The following is a 19,049-nucleotide window of genomic DNA, read 5'->3' as shown; positions in this document are numbered from 1 at the left end:
GGGTCTCTTTCGCTTTTCTGTTTCGCTTGACTTTGGATGGGGAGGCGCAGCCCTTCAGGCAGGTTCAGGACGCGGGACTGCTGCCCGGATTTCCGATGCGAAGGTCCGGCTCCGTGCTTGTCGATATGATGAAGCGGCCGTTGGGGAGATCGTTTTCCTCCACCTTCCGGTTGATCTCGTCCTCGCCGAGACCGAAGCTTCGCCAGCGGTCCCGCAGCCGCGCACGCAGATCCTCCTCGTCGACATCAACGAAAATCGTGAGATCGAAGATCGGCTTGAGGCGATCCCATGGCGACTGGCCGGCGAGGAGATAATTGCCTTCGCAGACGATGATATCGACGGATTGCGGGATCAGACGGCCGCCGGCGCGCGCGATCTCGATGGCGCGGTCAAAGACGGGGACGGCGACGACATCGTCTTCATTGGCCTTCAGGCGCTCAACCATGTGGCGCAGGCCGTGCGCATCGAACGTATCGATGGCGCCCTTGAAGGGACGGCGTTTCATTTCGTCCAGAACGGCATCGTCATAATGAAAGCCATCCATCGGGAACAGTGCGGCGGACACGCCTTCGCCTGCGTTCAACGCATCGACCACGCATTCGGCGATGGTTGATTTTCCCGATCCGGGGGCACCGGCAATCGCAATCATCACACGCCGGCCTTTTGACCTTTCCAGTCGCTGGAGGGCAAGGCCCGCAATCTCGCGGGCATTATCGTCAATAGTGCTCAAGGTTCTCGCCCCGATAATGAGTGCTTTCAGAAAATGCGGTACTGGTTTGCCTTGTCGCGCAGGAATGACAGTCCCTTGTCGAGAACCTCATCGGCGCTGGGCGCAACAGGCCGCCAGGTCGAAATCGCGCCCGCCATCTCCTTGGGCATCGCAGCGAAGCTTTCGAGCGTCAGCACACCCTTGAAGCCGATGGCCGCGAGCGCCGAAAACACCTCGTCCCAGGCAACATTGCCGCAACCCGGCGTGCCGCGGTCGCTTTCCGACATATGCATGTATTTAAGATGGTCGCGGGCAGCGATGATGCCATTGGCGATGCCCTTTTCCTCCATGTTCATGTGGAAGGTATCGAGATGGATGAAGACGTTGTCCGCACCGATCCGCTCCACCAGCGCCACCGCCTGTTCGGCGGAGTTGAGCAGATGGTTCTCGTAGCGGTTGACGGTCTCGATGCCGAATTGCAGGCCGAGTGTTTTTGCGTGGCCGGCAGCCCTGGAGAGCGCCCTTGTCAGATTGTCATATTCAGCCTGTGTCGGCGGAAATCCGGTTCGCTCATTGGTGCCGCCATAGGTAACACCCGTCAGCGCTTCCGCGCCCATATCGGCGGCCTTGTCGAGTGCGGCATTCAGATGGTCGATTGCCGCATCGGGACGTACGGACGCCCAGGCCGGCTCCGGCAGCACCAGCGAGCAGACGGCGCGCAAGCCGTATTTCTCCAGCAGGGCGCGCGTGTGTTTTGCATCGACGGAGGGGATATCGATAAGCGGAATCTCGATGAAATCCTGACCGTAATCCACAGCAGCGGCGATGGACCGTCTGGCGTTTTCGTGGTCCCATTTGAGAGACCACATCATTGCGTGAACACCGAAGCCTTTCACGTCATACCTTCTTTCTGAGAGATGCGAAGTAGCTTGAAAACAGGCCGCGCGCCGCCATGACGACAATCATCAGCACGCCCCAGAGCGCCGTTGCCAGATGCTGGTTGGCGCCGAGAAGATTGAGGCCGGATGACAGAAGCTGCAGAACGATAAGCGCGACGAAGACGGGCAGGACACGACCGAAACCGCCGAACGGATTGATGCCGCCAAGAAAGGCCGCCAGCACCGTGATCAACAGGTAGGATTCCCCGTGGCCGACACGGACGGAGTTGAAACGGGCAAGCATGATGATGCCGGCAACCGCACACATCAGACCCGAGAGCGTGTAGACGAGAACCTGAATCTTGCGCGTATTGAGGCCGGAATAACGCGCGGACTCGATGTTCGAGCCGATCATCAACAGGCCGAAGCCGAGCTTGGTTCGCGTCAGCAGCACATGCCAGAGGCCGACGCAGACGATAAAGATCAGAAGCGGGATCGGCAGACCGAGAAGCGTGCCATGACCGAGCGGCGCCATATAGGCGGGGAAACCGGAAACGTCTCCGCCACGGGTGAGAAACTCGCCAAGGCCGCGCAGGAAGATCATCATCGACAGCGTCACCAGAATGGGGTGCGCGCGGGTGTAGGCAATCGCCGCTCCTGTCATCGCGCCGGCAGCGCCGCCGGTGACAAGTGCGGCGAGGCAGGCGAACAGGAATGCACTCGGCGGCGCATCCACCCCGCCATGGGCCTGCAACACCCAGGCTGCGGCGAGACCTGACAGATTGGCGGCGAAGGTGACGGACAAATTGATGCCGCCTGTCAGCAACGGCAGCAGCATCGCCAGTGTCAGCAGGCCGAGTTCCGGCAACTGGAAGGCGACCGAACCGAATGTCGCGAGCGAGAGAAAGTTATCGGCAAAGGTTCCGAAGATGAGCATGACCGCGATGAAGGCAATCACCGGCCCGGCCATGTCGGCACCGAAAACCGCGTTGAATTTCCTGACAAGGCTGCTCATCGCTGGGCGCTCCCCTTCTTTGCGGATGTCCGTAAGGCGCTCGGCAGGAGCTTGTCGAAGCGGGTGGAAGAGAGCGTGATGGCGATGAGGATGATGGCACCGACAATCATCTTGAAGGCAAAGGGAGAAACGCCCATCAGGTTGAGGCCGTTCTGGGTGATGGACACCATCAGCACCCCGAGCACACAGCCGATGACGGAGCCCTTGCCGCCGCCAAGCCGTGCACCGCCGAGGACGGTTGCGGCAAGAACATCCAGCTCGCGGCCATAAAGCGCGTTCGGCACCACCTCCTGCGCGTAATGCGCCTGCATGAGCCCGGCAATGCCCGCCATCAGGCCGAGCCAGCCGAAGGAAATGTAATGCATGGCGCCGATATTGATGCCGAAGCGGCGTGCGCCTTCGGGATTGTCACCGAATGCATAAAGTTTGCGGCCGACGGTGGTGCGCGAAATCATGAACCAGGTGGCAAAGCAGCAGAGGATCATGACCACGACCGGCAGCGTCAGCTCAACCCAGGAACCATCGGACATCTCGCGCTCGTAAAACACCACGCGCGTCGACAGCCATTCCGGCAGGTCGTAGATCGACACGCCCTTGGTGAAGAACATCAACAGCCCGAAGAAGATGTTGAAGGTGGAAATGGTCGCAACAATGGAAATGATGTTGAGCCGCCAGACAAGGAAGGCGTTGACGAAACCGAGACCAAGGCCAACCGCGCCGGCGATGATGAAACCTTCCGCCCAGTTGCCGCCGCCGAGCGCATTGAGCGCCAGCACCGTGACATATTGGACAACGGAGGCTGCGACCGCGAAGGAAATGTCGATACCGCCCGAGATCAGCACCACGAGCAGGCCAACCGCGAAGATGATGTTGACCGCCGAGACATTCAGCACATCGAAGGCGTTGGAGATGGTGAGAAAGCGGTCGGTGGCGAAAGACAGTCCCGTGCAGAGCAGCACCATGACCACAAGTAGCGTGAATTCGGTCGTATGTCCGAGGATGAGCCTACGCATAGATGGCGGACTCCAGTTCGGTCAGCGACAGGCGTCGCGGATCATAGGTGGCGTGGAACCGGCCTTCGACCATGTGGATGACCCTGTCTGTATTGAAATAAACTTCCGGGGCTTCGTCGGAGATCACGATGATAGAGAGACCTTCTGCGGCGAGCTTGCGGACGATTTCGAAGATGCCGGCGCGAGCGCCGACATCGACCCCCACAGTCGGCGCATCGAGGATGAGGATTTTCGGCCCGATCGCCAACCACTTGGCAATCGCCACACGCTGCTGGTTGCCGCCCGAAAGCGTGCGGATCGGATCTTCGGGCAGGCCGATCTTGACGCCGAGCGCCGAAATCCAGCGGGAAACGACATCCGCCTTTTTAGAGGGTGAGATGAGGCCGCCGCTCAGCAGCCGGTCCAGCGAGGCCATGACGAGATTGTCGGCAATGGATTGCGGCTGGTTTAGGCCAAGCGATAGCCGGTCTTCGGAAAGATAGGCGACACCCGCCCGGATCGCATCGCGGTTGGAATGGAAATCCACCTTCTTTCCATCGATGAGGATTTCACCCGATTGCGGCCGATGCATGCCGAACAGCGTCAGAGCCAGTTCCGTGCGGCCGGCTCCGAGCAGGCCGGTAATGCCGAGCGTTTCGCCCCGCCGCAGATCGAACGAAACATCCGCGAACTCGCCGGCGCGGCTCAGCCCGCGCACCGAGAGAACGACGGGCTTGTCATCGTGATCAGCGGCAATGACGGCGCTGTCGAAATTGCGGCCGGTCATCAGCTCGGTCACCCGTGACTGGGTCATGCCTTCAACGGGAAAGACACCGACGAGCGAGCCGTCTCGCAGCACGGTGATGCGGTCTGAAATCTCGAGCACTTCCGCTAGGCGGTGCGAGACGAAGACAACCGCGACACCCGAGGCCGACAGGTTGCGGACGATGTCGATCAGGTAATCCGTTTCCGACTGCGTAAGCGACGCGGTCGGTTCATCCATGAAAACGAGCCGCGCTTCCCCGACCAGCGCGCGGGCAATCGCCACGATCTGACGCTGGGCGATGGGCAGTTCCTTGAGCGGCCTGTCGAGATCGATCTCGACGCCGAGCCGGGCCAGCGCCTTTTCGGCAGCCTGTTCGATGGCGCGCTTGTCGACCAGCCCGTATTTTCCATTCACCGCATACTGAAAGCCGATATTTTCAGCCACCGTCATTTCATCGAACAGCGCCAGATCCTGCCAGATCACCTGAATGCCAAGCGACTGCGCAAGCGTTGGGGTCATTGTGGCTATCGGCTTGCCGTCGAAATAGAGCTCGGCGTCGCTCTCGGGCGTATAAACGCCTGTGATGACCTTGATCAGTGTGCTTTTGCCGCAGCCGTTTTCGCCGGCAAGGCAATGCACTTCACCCGGATTGACCTCGAAAGAAACACCCTTCAGCGCGCGGACGCCGCCGAAGGTGACTTTGACATTTTTAAGGGACAGGAGCGGTTCTGCGCTCATGATAATGTAAATCTCCTTCGCCGCGGCAGCATTGCAGACGTGGCGCTCGGCATGTTTTTCCAGATGAGGCGTCGCGCGAGTATTACACCCCGCGCGACGCCCTTGGCCTTGGGGAGGATCAGAGGCCCATGGAAACGAGCTTGTCGATGCTTTCCTTGTCGATCTTCAAAAGCTGGTCGACGACGATGGTGTTACCCTCGGGATTGATGGTGCCGAGACCTTCGATATTGTCACCGGCCTTGGGTGTCTCGCCCTTGGCGATACGATCCGCGAGGGTGATGAAGACCTCACCGGCCTGTTTCGGGTTCCACATAAATCCACCCGTCAGCGCCCCCGACTTGATCAGCTTGGCGCCCTGCCCCGGCGAAAACGGGCCGATGACGAAGACCTTGCCATCCTTGCGTCGCTCTTCGACGGCGCGCCCGGCACCGATCGGTCCCTGCGAACCGAAGGCGAGGAAACCGCTCAGATCGGCATTGGCGGACATCAGGTCAAGCGCCGTCGAACGGCTCTTGTCGAGGTCCTCCGCCACGCCATAGCGATCGCCAACGAGCTTCATGTCCGGATAATTCGCCTTGATGTAAGCGATGGCCGCATCGGCCCAGGCATTATGAAGCGGAACCGTAAGCGAACCGACGAAGACGGCATAGGAGCCCTTGCCGCCCATCTTTTCAGCCAGCAGCTTGCCATGCGCCTCGCCGAAGCCCTTGGCGGAAGCCAGTTCGAAATCCCAGTCGGCGCCGAGCTGCTTGGGCGATTCATGGGTGATGACCTTGATGCCGGCGGCCTGGGCCTTTTTCAGCACCGGCTCCAGCACCTTTGCATCATTGGGCACCACACCAATGAAATCGACCTTCTGGGCGATCAGGTCTTCGATGGCGCGGACCTGCAGGGCGGGATCGGCGCTGGTCGGGCCGACCATGAAACCGTCAACGCCGAGCTTCTTGCTCTGCTCCTTGATACCAGCCTCCATGGCGTTGAACCACGGAATGCCACCGATCTTGACGACGACGCCCACCTTCGGCCCTTCGGCGAAGGCTACGGACGAGAGCAGCGCGAGCGACAGGCCGACCGCTGCAGCAATAATTTTCTTCATGATGTTCCTCCTCAAAAAACTAGGCAAACGAAACCCGCCGCAGCCATTTTTCATCTGGCGCGTTCAAAATTTCTCATCTCGCTTATTCGAGACTCTCCCTTGCCACTCCCACAGCAACCATCTTGCACAATCGATATTGCCAAGTTGCACAATCGATGGTGCAATAACCATATCATGAAGCGCCCTTCCGTCAAGGGGATGTGTGCTCTAATAATTGGAATCAGTTGGGGAGATCACAGTGACGGGTATAACTTCCAAGAAAGCCACCATTTATGACTTGTCGATATTGTCGGGCGCATCAGCCTCGACAGTGAGCGCGGTGTTGAACGGATCGTGGCGCAAACGGCGGATTTCGGAGGAGACTGCCGATAAGATTCTCTCGCTCGCCAAAGCGCATCGCTACACCACCAACCTGCAGGCCCGCGGTTTGAGGAGTTCAAAATCCGGTCTCGTCGGGCTTCTGGTACCCATTTATGACAACCGGTTCTTTTCATCGATGGCGCAGACATTCGAAGGGCAGGCCCGCAAACGCGGCCTGTCGCCCATGGTCGTCTCCGGGCGGCGCGATCCCGAGGAAGAACGCCGCACCGTGGAGACCCTGATTGCCTATTCGATTGATGCCCTCTTCATTGCGGGCGCGACCGATCCCGATGGCGTGCACCAGGTCTGCGCCCGCGCCGCACTGCCGCATGTCAATATCGACCTTCCCGGAAAATTTGTACCCTCCGTCATTTCCGACAACAGGCACGGCGCGGAAATACTGACATCAGCAATCCTTGCCCATGCGGAAAAAGGCGGACCTCTCGGCCCTGACGACGTCATCCTGTTCGGCGGTCACGACGACCACGCCAGCCGCGCCCGTATAGATGGCTTCCACGCCACCAAGGCCGCCTATTTCGGGGTCGATAACGGGGACGATATCGAGATCACCGGCTATTCGCCACGCATGACGGAACTGGCTTTCGAACGTTTCTTTGAACGCAAAGGCCGCCTGCCCCGCTGCTTTTTCGTCAATTCATCGATCAATTTCGAAGGCCTGCTTCGTTTCATGGGGCGTCATGACGGCGAGGCGTTTGGCGATATCGTTGTCGGCTGTTTTGACTACGACCCGTTCGCATCGTTCCTTCCTTTCCCGGTCTACATGATCAAGCCGGATATAGCGCAGATGCTCAACAAGGGCTTCGAACTTCTGGCAGAGAACCGGACCGAGCCCGAAGTCACCATTATCGAACCGACGCTCATTCCGCCGCGAACCGCTCTCGAAGGCCCGCTCGACGACATATGGGACCCCCTTGCATTACGCCGCATGGCGCGATGAAAATGCGAAATGCCGCTTGACCTCAACAGCGCTTGAGGTCGTACCGATTGCAGGGTGCTTCACCATTGCAACGGGATAGTGATGATAGAAAAACTCATGAGAATGCTGGAAGATGGAAGGGACAGTCCGCTCCTGCGCTTTTCAATCGCGAAGACGCTCAAGGCGGCTGGGCAGTTCGAAGATGCCGCCCATCATCTCCAGGCGGCTATCCGGCAGGATCCCGACTATTCGGCGGTCTGGGCCGAACTCGGCGAATGTCGCGCACGGCTGGGAGATGACGACGGCGCCATTGCGGCGTGGGTGGAAGGCATCTCGGTGGCCATCAGGCGAGGCGACGTTCAGGCGAAGAGGCAGATGGAGGTCCGGCTGCGACGTTTGCGGTCACGCAGCATGAAGGGTGTCAGTTGACGAGACGCGAACCCGGTCGATTCGCTGCCGCAGCAATCGAGCCCATGCGCTAAAAAATCGCCGGAAGGTTAGCCAGATTTCATAAAACTGGCTATGATCGCCTGAAAAATCACGGGAGGCGGCTGTCCAGAGCCGGTGGTTTATGGGTTTTTCTGATCACATCAAGGAAATCGAGCACGTCGGGCAAGGCAGGAATACCGGCCGGGATGCGGTGGTGCTCGAATCCTGGCGGCGTTGTCTTGATACCTATCAGCTGGATCCAGCAAAGGCGCGAGAAGCGGTCATCGTCTCGGAGACGTGTCTGCGTGAGCACCGCCAGCGGGCGGAAGACCTCGTCCATATCGCCCGTTCCGGCCTTGAACGACTGTATCGGCAGGTGGCGGAGCAAAATTACGTTCTTCTTCTTTCGGATCGACAAGGGGTGACGGTCGAGTTTCTGGGCGACCCGTCATTCAATAACAATCTCCGCAAGGCCGGGCTTTACCTCGGCTCGGAATGGTCGGAACCGCGTGCCGGCACCTGCGCCGTCGGCGCCTGCATCGCCACCGGCGAGGCGCTGACGATCCATCAGACCGACCATTTCGACGTGACGCATACGCCACTCTCCTGCACGGCTGCGCCGATCTACGATACGCAGGGTGCATTGACAGCGGTGCTGGATATTTCGCTCCTGAGTTCACCGATCCTCAAGACGAGCCAGAACATGGCGCGCCATCTGGTTTCATCGACCGTGCGAAGGATCGAACTGGCAAATCTGATGGCCAGCAGCCGTCATGATCTCGTGCTGCGCTTTGCGGGCGCGCCCGAATTTCTGGATGTCGATCCCGAAGCGGCCCTGTCGGTGGATGGTTCCGGCCGGATTACGGGCATGACGCATGCCGCCGCCCGCCTTCTCGCCGCATCGCGCGGGCTTGACTGGCGCATGCCGGAACGTCTCCTCGGGGAGCGGGTGGAGGAGTTTTTCGAGGCCGGCTTTGACGAGCTTGCCTCCCTCACCCGGTCAAGCCTGCCTCAGGAAAGGCGCATCGTCGTGAAGGACGGCACGGTTCTTTATGCGCACGCGATCGAACCGCAAAAACGCCGGTCGGCCGTGCCGCTTGCCCGTCCAAAATCCCAACCAGTCACGACAGAGATCGGCGGCGACGGGCCAGCGGTTCGAAATCTCAGGCGCAAGGTGGAAAAACTGGCGCCGGCAAAACTGCCGATCCTGCTGCAGGGCCAGACCGGAACCGGCAAGGAGCATCTCGCCCGTATCATTCATGACGCCAGCGGCGTTTCCGGGCGCTTCGTCGCTGTCAATTGCGCCGCCATTCCCGAACAGCTCATCGAGAGCGAATTGTTCGGTTATCTGCCGGGGGCCTTCACGGGCGCGTTGGCGAAAGGACGCAAGGGGCTGGTGGAGGAGGCGCAGGGCGGGACGCTTTTCCTCGACGAGATCGGCGACATGCCGTTTGCGGCACAAAGTCGGCTGTTGCGGGTGCTGGCCGAAGGCGAAATCCTGCCCGTTGGTGGCTCCACACCGCAGAAGGTGGATTTCAGGGTAATTTCGGCATCGCACCGCCCCTTGAGCGACATGGTTCGCACCGGTGCATTCCGCGAAGATCTCTATTACCGTCTGAATGCGGCCGTGTTGACCTTGCCGGCACTGTGCGAGCGCGATGACTTCCTCTGGCTACTCGATAAAATTCTCGAAAAACATGGGCTGCCGGATCGTCCCCTCACGCTGTCCAACGCCGCCCGGATGTCGATCATTGGCCATCGCTGGCCCGGCAATATCCGCGAGCTGGACAACGCGATAGCCTTTGCCGCTGCCCTTTGCGACGACGGGCTGATTACGGCGGAAGACCTTCCCGATCATCTCGCCTCCGCAACGTCAGCACCCTTGATTGACAGTCACGGCGCGGATCTCGGCGCGCTTCTCGCCGCCTGCAACGGCAATGTGTCGGAGGCCGCACGCCGGCTCGGCATTGATCGCACGACGATGCACCGTCGAATGCGACGCCTAGGCATCGGAAAACCTCACTAGAACAGGTGAGGCATACGCCACGACTGTTGCGCCACAGCTGTGGCGCCATACAAAACCGGCATTCTGGTAAAACCCCGCAATTTTGGGCTTCCGGCACGGCAAACCGTGCTGGCACGGGCATTGCACCTTCTCCGGCATCAAGAGCCATCGAGGAGAAAACATGCGCGCGCTCAGATTTCATGCAGCAAAGGACCTGCGGGTTGAAGACATTCCCGAGCCGAAACGGCCGGGGCCGGGACAGGTTGTCGTCCGTAACCGGTTCGTTGGTATCTGCGGCACCGATCTGCATGAATATAGTTACGGCCCGATCTTCATACCCACCGAACTGCACCCCTTTACCGGGGCCCATGGCCCGCAAATCCTGGGGCACGAATTCGGCGGTGTCGTGGAGGCCATCGGCGAAGGCGTGACTTCGGTGAAGGTGGGAGACCGCGTTTCGATACAGCCGCTCGTCATGCCGCGATCCGGCGATTATTTCGCCGACCGTGGCCTATTTCATCTCAGCACGCAGCTGGCGCTGGTCGGTCTCAGCTGGGATGGCGGCGGCATGGCGGAAGCCGCACTCGTCAACGAATATAACGTCCAGAAGATTCCCGACGGGATGACGGATGAAGAGGCGGCACTTGTCGAACCTTCGGCCGTCGCCGTTTATGCCTGCGACCGCGGCGGTGTCACCGCCGGCAACAGCGTTCTGGTCACAGGCGCCGGCCCGATCGGCATGCTGACACTTCTGGCAGCGCGTGCGGCCGGCGCCGCGCAGCTCTTTGTATCCGATCTCAATGATGCCCGTCTTGACCTTGCCCGCAGCGTCATCCCCGACGTCATCACCATCAACCCGAAGCGGGAGAATGTCGGCGATGTCGTGCGCTCGGCAACGGAAGGCAATGTAGGCTGCGATGTCGCCATTGAATGCGTGGGCAATGAACATGCGCTCAAAGCCTGTGTCGATGCGGTGCGCAAACAGGGCGTCGTCGTCCAGACCGGGCTTCATCCGCATGAAAACCCGATCGACTGGTTCCAGGTGACATTCCGCGACCTGGAGATCAAGGGCTCATGGGCCTATCCGACCCATTACTGGCCGCGGGTCATCCGGCTCATCGCCTCCGGGCTGCTGCCGGCGACGAAGATCGTTACCAAACGCATCACGCTCGATACGGCCGTGTCGGAGGGATTTGACGCCCTGCTCGACCCTGCCGGCACCCATCTGAAGATCCTGATCGATCTTTCGAAATAGGCTTTTGCCTCTGTTTGCCGGGAAGAGGAGCCCGGCATGCAGAGGCCACTAGCTTTCGGGGGCGGCGATTTCGCCGCTCCACCATCAGACCAAGCACCTTGGAGGAGATGAATATGCTTGATGTCAGTCCCGCCACCAAAATCGACACGGTTCTTTCGAAACTCGGCAATGCGCTGGAAAATGGAGACATAGACGCGGCCGTCAACCTGTTTCAGGCCGATTGTTACTGGCGCGACCTCGTAACCTTCACCTGGAACCTGAAGACGCTGGAAGGCCGTGAGCAGATCCGCGACATGCTGACGAGCCAGCTTTCCGCCATCAAACCCTCGGGCTTCGTGCAGGATGTGAAGGAGCAGGCTTCGGAAGGTGGCGGTGTCACCGAGGGCTGGTTCGAGTTCGAAACCGGGGTTGCCCGTGGTTATGGCCACATCCGCCTGAAGGACGGGCTCATCTGGACCCTGCTCACCACAATGAGCGAACTGAAGGGCCATGAAGAACCCAAGGGCATCCGCCGGCCCATGGGCGCAGAGCACGGCCACGACCGCAACCGCCGAACCTGGAAAGAAAAACGTGAGACTGAGGCCGCCGACCTCGGCTATTCGGAACAGCCCTATATCGTCATCATCGGTGGCGGACAGGGTGGCATCGCACTCGGCGCCCGCCTGCGCCAGCTCGGCGTGCCAACGATCATCATCGAAAAGAATGAACGGCCGGGCGACAGCTGGCGCAAGCGCTACAAGTCGCTCTGCCTGCATGACCCCGTCTGGTACGATCACCTGCCCTACATTCCCTTCCCGGAAAACTGGCCGGTCTTCACGCCCAAGGACAAGGTGGGTGACTGGCTGGAAATGTATACAAAGGTCATGGAGCTGAATTATTGGGGCTCCACCACCTGCAAGTCGGCCCAATATGACGAGGCGACGGGCGAATGGACCGTGGTTGTCGACCGAGCCGGCAAGGAGGTCGTGCTGCGGCCGAAACAGCTGGTGCTGGCGACTGGCATGTCCGGTAAGGCGAATATTCCTAAACTACCCGGCCAGGATATCTTCAAGGGCGAACAGCAGCATTCCTCGCAGCATCCGGGTCCGGACGCCTATGCCGGCAGGAAGGTCGTGGTCATCGGTTCCAACAACTCCGCCCATGACATCTGCGCAGCACTTTGGGAGGCCGGGGCTGATGTTACCATGCTGCAGCGTTCCTCCACCCATATCGTCAAATCGGACTCGCTGATGGATATCGGTCTCGGCGACCTCTATTCCGAGCGGGCGGTGGCAAGCGGCATGACGACGCGTAAGGCGGACCTTATCTTCGCATCCCTGCCCTACAGGATCATGCATGAATTCCAGGTTCCGGTTTACAACCGAATCCGTGAACAGGATGCCGATTTTTATGCCGCACTGGAGAAGGCTGGCTTCATGCTCGATTTCGGCGATGACGAGTCCGGCCTCTTCATGAAATATCTGCGCCGTGGGTCGGGTTATTACATTGATGTCGGGGCCTGTGACCTCGTAATCGACGGCTCGATCAAGCTGAAATCGGGGGTGGATATCTCGCACCTGACGGAAAATGCTGTTGTGCTAAAGGACGGCACGGAACTGCCCGCCGATCTGGTGGTCTATGCGACCGGTTATGGTTCAATGAACGGCTGGGCGGCCGATCTCATTTCACGTGAGGTGGCGGACAAGGTGGGCAAATGCTGGGGGCTCGGCTCCGACACAACCAAGGACCCTGGACCATGGGAAGGTGAACAGCGCAATATGTGGAAGCCGACCCAACAGCATGCCCTATGGTTCCACGGCGGCAACCTGCATCAGTCCCGCCATTACTCGCAATATCTATCGCTCCAGCTCAAAGCCAGGCAGGTTGGCCTGAAGACACCGGTTTATGGGCAGCAGAAGCCGCACCATCTGTCCTGATCCGGCCCAAGCATCGGCCCGCCTCATTGAGACGGGCCGGCAATTTGAACGCTGGAAATGATAAAGCTTGCACCATTGCCGCCAGTCATGAGCGGCATCGCCGTTTTAAGCCGGTTTGCTGAAACAAGCTCGGTATGCCTAGCATGAACTTTCAGCGACCGCTGTTGATGCTCATATGAAGGCATCGCCCGCGCAGTGACTGATATTAGTCTAGCGCTTCGGCTGTATGAGCGGTTCAATCGCCAGCTCCATTCTCGAAACCGGGCCAGAAACAGGTGAGCATCGCTCGCCCGAGTGTATCGACGTTGTCGTTAAAATAGGCGGCTTTGAATAGTTCGTAGCGGAAAGCAGCGTCAACAATGACAACACCCGCCGATTAATTCCTTCTCATTCGACCAATAAATGGTCAAATCCCACAAAAACTTCGCTCTGAATCGTGGATTTCTGCCATTTTTTCGAGTTGGCACGCCTTTTGCTTATGACTGATTTGACCGTTTTGACTGATATGACGGTTTTCAAGAGAAAAAAAGGGGAACTCGATGTGTTCGGAAATCAATCGTCGTCGCTTCCTGCAAGGATCCGTGGGCGCAGCCGCCGTCGCCGGCTATATGCAGATTAATCCTGACTTCTTCATCTCGTCAGCCTTCGCGCAGACCGCAAAGACCATGACCTTCCTGTCGGCCGAAAACATCACCGGCAACTGGGATCCGACCGCTCATACGACTCTTTCGCAGAAGAATATCGAAGGTTTCGTCATGGGCTTTCTTACCCGCACGCCGATGAAACTCGATGATCCGGGCGCGGTCGTTTACGAACTGGCGACAGACATCAAACTACTTGACCCTCATCGACTGCAGATCAAGCTGCGCGAAGGCATCGTCTTCCATGATGGCAAGCCCTTCAAGGCAGAGGACGTCAAGGCAACGTTCGAATATGGTTCCCGGGCAGATCGTCCCGCGCAGTGGTATCCCGGCCCGACCGAGACGCTGACGATCGAAACGCCTGACGATTACACCGTCATCGTCGACACATCGAAGGGTGGCTATCCTGCCCATCTCTTCGTATTTCTTGCATCCTTCCTGCCGATCATGTCGGCCAAGGATGTCGCTGGTGGCCCCGGCGGCCCACTCTCCCAGCGGCTCAATGGCACCGGTCCGTTCAAATTCGTCGAACAGCGCGGCAACGACACTGTGATGCAGGCCTTTGACGGCTACTTCAAGGGCAAGCCGGCCATCCCCGGCATTAACTTCACCTTCACCGGCGATTCCACCACCCGCATGCTGTCGCTGATGAATGGCCAGGCCTCAATCGTTGAGCGCCTGGAGCCCGAACAGGTGGATTCCATCAAGGACAATCCCGCGATCTACATCAACAAGGTCGTTTCGGTCGAAAACAAATATCTGTGGTTTCGCTGCTCCAAACCTCCTTTCGACGATCCGCGCATCCGCCTTGCCGCCTGCCATTCGATTGATCGTGACATGATCATGGAGCTGATGGGCTCGGCCGGACATGCCTCGTCAAATTTTGTCTCGCCGGTCAAATTTGGGTATGTCGACCTGCCGAATTATCCAAAATTCGACCCGGAGAAAGCACAGGCTTTGCTTGCCGAGGCCGGGTTCCCGAACGGTAAGGGACTGCCCCCGCTTGAATACATCACCTCCGTTGGCTTCTACCCGAAAACCAAGGAGTACGGTGAGATGCTGACTGCCATGTTACAGGAGCAGGGCTTCAACGTCAGCCTGACGGTGCTTGAGCCAGCAGCCTGGAACGAGCAGCTCTACCATCGCCCCGGCGGCGGCCCGGGTCACATGGTCGATTGCGGCTGGTCGACAGCTTCTCCGGAACCGGATCTCGTTCTCCGCACCCATTTCCATTCCACCTCGCACCGCATTTGCGGCATTGAGGACAAGGAGATCGATGCCAGCCTTGACAAGGAGCGTTCTGCACCGACGCTGGAAGAACGCCAGAAAATCCTCCAGGAAGAAACAATGCCGCTCATCGCTTCCAAGATGCCGGCCCTCTCGCTTTTCACATCCGTGATGATCCACGCAATGCAGAAGGACTTTGAGGGCATGTACATCTATCCCGACGGATCGATAGACGCCGCCAAGCCTGCTGCCTGACCGTTATCAGCCACACGCCGCGCACCATCCGGCGGCGTGTGGACTTGCCCGTGGCTTTTCGAGCGGAGTGACTGAATGTTTGCCGTGAACTTCCTTATGCGCCGCCTCGTTCAGGGCGCCATCATAATATTCCTTGTGTCCTTACTGATCTTTACCCTGTTGCGGGTAGTGCCAGGCGACCCGGTGCGCCTCATGGCGGGTGGCATGGCGCCCGAAGCACTGATCGAAAAGATCGCGACCGACATGGGTCTTCGCGATCCGATATTGGTGCAATTCGGTCGCTACATGGGCGGCGTGGTTCGCGGCGATCTCGGCCAGTCCTTCGTGCGCCCGGCAAACGGCGCTTCGACCGGTGGCGCGACATTCAACGACACAACTCGCGGCGAAAGAGCAAAAGTCTTCGACCTGATTTTCGATGCACTTCCAATGACGCTTCAACTGGCGGCCGTGACGCTTGTGATCGCACTGATCTTCTCGGCAATCATCGGCATCGCGGGCGGGCTTTCGATCGGCAGGTGGCCGGACAAACTCGCCTTCTACATATCATCGATATTTATCTCGCTACCGAATTTCTGGCTCGGCATCGTTCTGGCGTTGCTCTTCTCGGTCAAGCTCGGATGGCTGCCTGCAATTGGATATCAGGGCTTCGCCTACACTATTCTGCCAGCAATAGTGCTGGCGGTGGAACTGTCTCCCGTGCTGATCCGCACATTGGTGAGTTCCGTATCCGGCCAGATGATGGAGCCCTATGTGTCGGTTGGCCGCGTACGTGGCCTGAGCCGTTCGCGGATCATCTCCAACCATGCGCTGCGCAACGCTTCGGTGCCGCTTCTCAACCTGCTCGGTGTGCAATTTTCCAGCCTGCTCGGCGGCGTCATCATCGTTGAATATATCTTCGATTATCCCGGGCTCGGCCTTCTGACCATCAATGCCGTGCTGCAGCGCGACTTTCCGTTGATCCAGGGTATAGCGATCGTCACGAGCGCCATCTTTGTATTGATCAACATTGTTGTCGATCTCATCGCAACCACCATCGATCCGAGGCTTGAATACTGATGTCCATCACATCCGCACTCAACACCCCGATGACATCGAAAATGGCAAGCCGCTCGATTGCGCGCCGCATATTCGATCGCGCCGCATCGACGCCGGGTTTCCGCATCGGCCTTGCAATCTTCCTGCTGCTTGCGATCGCCGCCGCGCTCTATCCGGAAATCAGTGGCATCGATCCCACCAAGATGGATGTGAAGGCCCGGCTTCTGCCGCCGCTTTTCCTCGGTGACAACTGGAGCTGGGGCCACCCGCTCGGCACCGATCAGATCGGTCGCGACATGCTGGTGAGGTCGCTTGTCGGCCTGCGTTACTCCTTCCTGATCGGCATTGCATCGGTTGCGGTGACACTCATCATCGGCTGCGCTCTCGGCACGATTGCCGGTTATTTCGGCGGTCGCATCGACATGTTGATCATGCGCCTGACCGATGCGCAGCTGTCTATCCCGATGATCATTCTGGCAATCGCCGTTCTCGGCGTATCGCGCCCGACAATTCCGGCCATCGTCCTGGTGCTCGGTCTGTCAAGCTGGCCGGTTTATGCGCGCATCATGCGCAGCATCGTGATGACGGAAAGGCAGCGGGAATATGTGCGCGCTGCGAAACTGGGAGGCTCGACCGATTTCCGCATCATCGTCAGCCTGCTTCTGCCGCTGCTCCTGCCACCCGTGATCTTCACCTCGGTGCTTGATGTGGCGCGCATGATGATCTTCGAATCGACGCTCGGCTTCCTCGGCCTGGGCGTCCAGCCGCCGACGCCGACCTTCGGCAACATCATTGCCGATGGCCGCAAATATCTTCTGAATGCATGGTGGATCGCCACCATGCCCGGCATCTTCCTCGGCCTCACACTAACCAGCATCAATCTCATAGGCGCTTCGCTGGAGCGGGCCCGCAACACCATCCACGGAGGGTCAGAGTGATGATCACGCCACTTCTTCAGCTGAAAAACCTCACCGTTAACGCCGGTCGCTCGGATAAGGCGAAGATCATTCTTGACGATATCTCCTTCAGCCTTGCGCCGCGAGAAATCGTCGGTGTCGTCGGGGCGAGCGGCGCCGGCAAGACGGTGCTGTCGAAGGCCGTCGTCAACTGGCTGGAACCGCCCCTTTCCGTCCGTTCCGGCAACGTCCTCTTCGAAGGCAAGGATATTTACGGCATCTCCGAGAACGAGATGCGGATCCTGCGCCGCAGGGTCGCCTATGTCGGCGCCAATCCGATGGGCGCACTCGATCCGACGCTGCCGGTCGGCTCACAGATCGTCGAAAAACTGCGCGCTGTCGTTCCAGGCACCTCCCGGCAGGAGGCGGAAAAGCGCACGATAGAGCTTCTGGAAGCCGTCCGTATTCCTTCGGCACGCAGTCGCTTTGGTGATTATCCTTCGCAGTTTTCCGGCGGCATGATGCAGCGGGCACTGATCGTTGATGCGCTGGTAACAAATCCGGCGCTGCTGATTGCCGACAATGTCACCCAACCGCTCGACGTCACCGTCGCAGCCCAGGTCATCCGCCTGATGAAGGAACTGACTGACAGTTTCGATACCGCCGTGCTGTTCATCTCTTCCTCGCTTCCCGTTGCCCGCGAAGCCTGCAGCCGGATCTTGGTCATGGAGAAAGGCCGCATCGTCGAAGAGCAGGCAACCGAAAAGCTGATCGCTGCCCCAGCCTATGCCTATACGAAGGAGCTTGTCGAACAGACGCCTAAGATCTGGATCGAAGAGACCGAGATGCCGCGCCTCGCAGACAAGCGCGATATTGTCCTGAGCCTGCGCGACGCCTCGCAGGTCTACAAGGTGAAGAAGAAGACCGGATTTGGCGGCTTCAACAATGTCCGTGCGGTTCGCAACGTCACCTTCGACGTTCGCCGCGGCGACAGTTTCGCAATCGTCGGTGAATCGGGTTGTGGCAAGTCGACGCTCATGCGGCTTCTAAGCCGGCTGGAACTGCCGAGTTCCGGACAGGTCTTGTGTGGCAAGGACGACATCGCAACGCTCGGCGGCAAGGAGCTTCTTACCTTCCGCAAGAAGCTGCAGATGGTATTGCAGGACCCTTTTGGCTCGCTGCCGCCACGCACATCGGTTGGAAAGATGCTCGAAGGGCCGCTTCGCACCCACGGATGGAAGGATAGTGCGAATATCCGTGAGCGAGTACTCAAGGTCATGGGCGAGGTCGGTCTTTCCGCCGACCTCTACGAGGAACTGCCACTCGGACTGAGTGCGGGCCAGCGCCAGCGCATCAACGTCGCCCGTGCGCTGGTTCTCGAGCCTGAAATCCTGATCATGGACGAAACGCTGTCCGCCCTCGACCAGACGGAACAGTTCAAGCTTCTCGATCTTTTCCAGAAGCTGCAGAAGGAATACGACCTCACTTACATCTTCATCTCCCACGACCTTGCGATGGTCCGCAAGGTTTGCAACCGGGTGGCGGTGATGTATCTCGGCGAGGTCTTCGAACTGGCCGATAACGAACGGCTGTTCTTCGATCCTGGGCATCCCTACACAATGGCGCTGCTCAGTGCGATGCCGACACTTGAAGCACGCCGCTACCAGCCGGAAGACTGCCTGCTGGAAGGTGAACCGCCAAGCCCGATCGATATTCCTCCGGGTTGCAGCTTCAAGTCGCGCTGTCCGCGTGCGATGCAACGATGCGGCAGCCTGCAGCCCGCCCTTACCGCACGTGGCCGCCAGGATTTCGCCGCCTGTCATCTCATCCAGCCATTGGCTCTCGATGACGAAACCCGTCTAATGGCTACGGCCTGAACATGGTTGCGGCACCATCGAA

15 protein-coding genes are annotated in these 19,049 nt (G+C 59.2%); 9 read left to right on the top strand and 6 right to left on the bottom strand.

Annotated features, from left to right (window positions below):
- Window positions 1-64 precede the first annotated feature (64 nt).
- The 6 genes from AGR13A_RS21450 to AGR13A_RS21425 all read right to left on the bottom strand — a co-directional run bounded on the left by AGR13A_RS21450 (window position 65) and on the right by AGR13A_RS21425 (window position 6,194).
- On the bottom strand, window positions 65-730 hold the full coding sequence (locus tag AGR13A_RS21450) for a nucleoside triphosphate hydrolase (protein ID WP_080839327.1): 666 nt from the start codon (window positions 728-730) through the stop codon (window positions 65-67).
- A gap of 26 nt (window positions 731-756) precedes the next feature.
- Window positions 757-1,605, bottom strand: a complete 849-nt coding sequence (locus AGR13A_RS21445; protein ID WP_080839325.1) for a sugar phosphate isomerase/epimerase family protein — start codon at window positions 1,603-1,605, stop codon at window positions 757-759.
- Window position 1,606: 1 nt separating this feature from the next.
- On the bottom strand, window positions 1,607-2,602 hold the full coding sequence (locus AGR13A_RS21440; RefSeq protein ID WP_080839322.1) for an ABC transporter permease: 996 nt from the start codon (window positions 2,600-2,602) through the stop codon (window positions 1,607-1,609).
- The gene (locus tag AGR13A_RS21435) at window positions 2,599-3,615 is read right to left on the bottom strand and encodes an ABC transporter permease (protein WP_003521642.1); all 1,017 of its coding nucleotides are present in this window, start codon (window positions 3,613-3,615) and stop codon (window positions 2,599-2,601) included. Before AGR13A_RS21435 ends, AGR13A_RS21440 begins: the two co-directional genes overlap by 4 nt.
- Window positions 3,608-5,098, bottom strand: a complete 1,491-nt coding sequence (locus AGR13A_RS21430) for a sugar ABC transporter ATP-binding protein (RefSeq protein WP_080839320.1) — start codon at window positions 5,096-5,098, stop codon at window positions 3,608-3,610. Before AGR13A_RS21430 ends, AGR13A_RS21435 begins: the two co-directional genes overlap by 8 nt.
- 118 nt (window positions 5,099-5,216) lie before the next feature.
- Window positions 5,217-6,194, bottom strand: coding sequence for a substrate-binding domain-containing protein (locus tag AGR13A_RS21425; RefSeq protein ID WP_080839318.1), 978 nt, complete (start codon window positions 6,192-6,194; stop codon window positions 5,217-5,219).
- Window positions 6,195-6,432: 238 nt separating this feature from the next.
- Here AGR13A_RS21425 and AGR13A_RS21420 point away from each other — a divergent pair, with 238 nt between their 5' ends.
- From AGR13A_RS21420 to AGR13A_RS21380, 9 genes are all read left to right on the top strand, one after another.
- Entirely contained in the window at window positions 6,433-7,512 is a 1,080-nt protein-coding gene (locus tag AGR13A_RS21420; RefSeq protein WP_080839316.1) for a LacI family DNA-binding transcriptional regulator, read from the top strand.
- Between the two features lie 96 nt (window positions 7,513-7,608).
- Entirely contained in the window at window positions 7,609-7,920 is a 312-nt protein-coding gene (locus tag AGR13A_RS21415) for a tetratricopeptide repeat protein (protein WP_308400314.1), read from the top strand.
- 142 nt (window positions 7,921-8,062) lie between these two features.
- Window positions 8,063-9,946 carry a sigma-54-dependent Fis family transcriptional regulator gene (locus tag AGR13A_RS21410; protein ID WP_080839312.1) on the top strand — a complete coding sequence of 628 codons (1,884 nt, stop codon included), beginning with the start codon at window positions 8,063-8,065 and terminating at the stop codon, window positions 9,944-9,946.
- A 160-nt stretch (window positions 9,947-10,106) separates the two neighbouring features.
- On the top strand, window positions 10,107-11,180 hold the full coding sequence (locus AGR13A_RS21405) for a 2,3-butanediol dehydrogenase (RefSeq protein WP_080839310.1): 1,074 nt from the start codon (window positions 10,107-10,109) through the stop codon (window positions 11,178-11,180).
- Between the two features lie 113 nt (window positions 11,181-11,293).
- Complete coding sequence (locus AGR13A_RS21400) at window positions 11,294-13,096, top strand: NAD(P)/FAD-dependent oxidoreductase (RefSeq protein WP_080840392.1); 1,803 nt, start codon at window positions 11,294-11,296, stop codon at window positions 13,094-13,096.
- Window positions 13,097-13,635: 539 nt separating this feature from the next.
- Window positions 13,636-15,219, top strand: coding sequence for an ABC transporter substrate-binding protein (locus AGR13A_RS21395; RefSeq protein WP_080839308.1), 1,584 nt, complete (start codon window positions 13,636-13,638; stop codon window positions 15,217-15,219).
- 75 nt (window positions 15,220-15,294) lie between these two features.
- Window positions 15,295-16,275 carry an ABC transporter permease gene (locus AGR13A_RS21390; protein ID WP_035225317.1) on the top strand — a complete coding sequence of 327 codons (981 nt, stop codon included), beginning with the start codon at window positions 15,295-15,297 and terminating at the stop codon, window positions 16,273-16,275.
- On the top strand, window positions 16,275-17,192 hold the full coding sequence (locus AGR13A_RS21385; RefSeq protein ID WP_080839306.1) for an ABC transporter permease: 918 nt from the start codon (window positions 16,275-16,277) through the stop codon (window positions 17,190-17,192). Before AGR13A_RS21390 ends, AGR13A_RS21385 begins: the two co-directional genes overlap by 1 nt.
- Window positions 17,192-19,027 (top strand): ABC transporter ATP-binding protein, encoded by a 1,836-nt coding sequence (locus AGR13A_RS21380; protein WP_080839304.1) that lies wholly within the window; start codon window positions 17,192-17,194, stop codon window positions 19,025-19,027. The genes AGR13A_RS21385 and AGR13A_RS21380 overlap by 1 nt, the downstream gene beginning before the upstream one ends.
- The last annotated feature ends 22 nt before the right edge of the window (window positions 19,028-19,049 follow it).

This window comes from Agrobacterium genomosp. 13 str. CFBP 6927 (genome assembly GCA_900012615.1).
Lineage (GTDB): Bacteria > Pseudomonadota > Alphaproteobacteria > Rhizobiales > Rhizobiaceae > Agrobacterium.
Note: the sequence above shows the minus strand (reverse complement) of the source record. Positions and strands in the feature narration are given on the sequence as shown.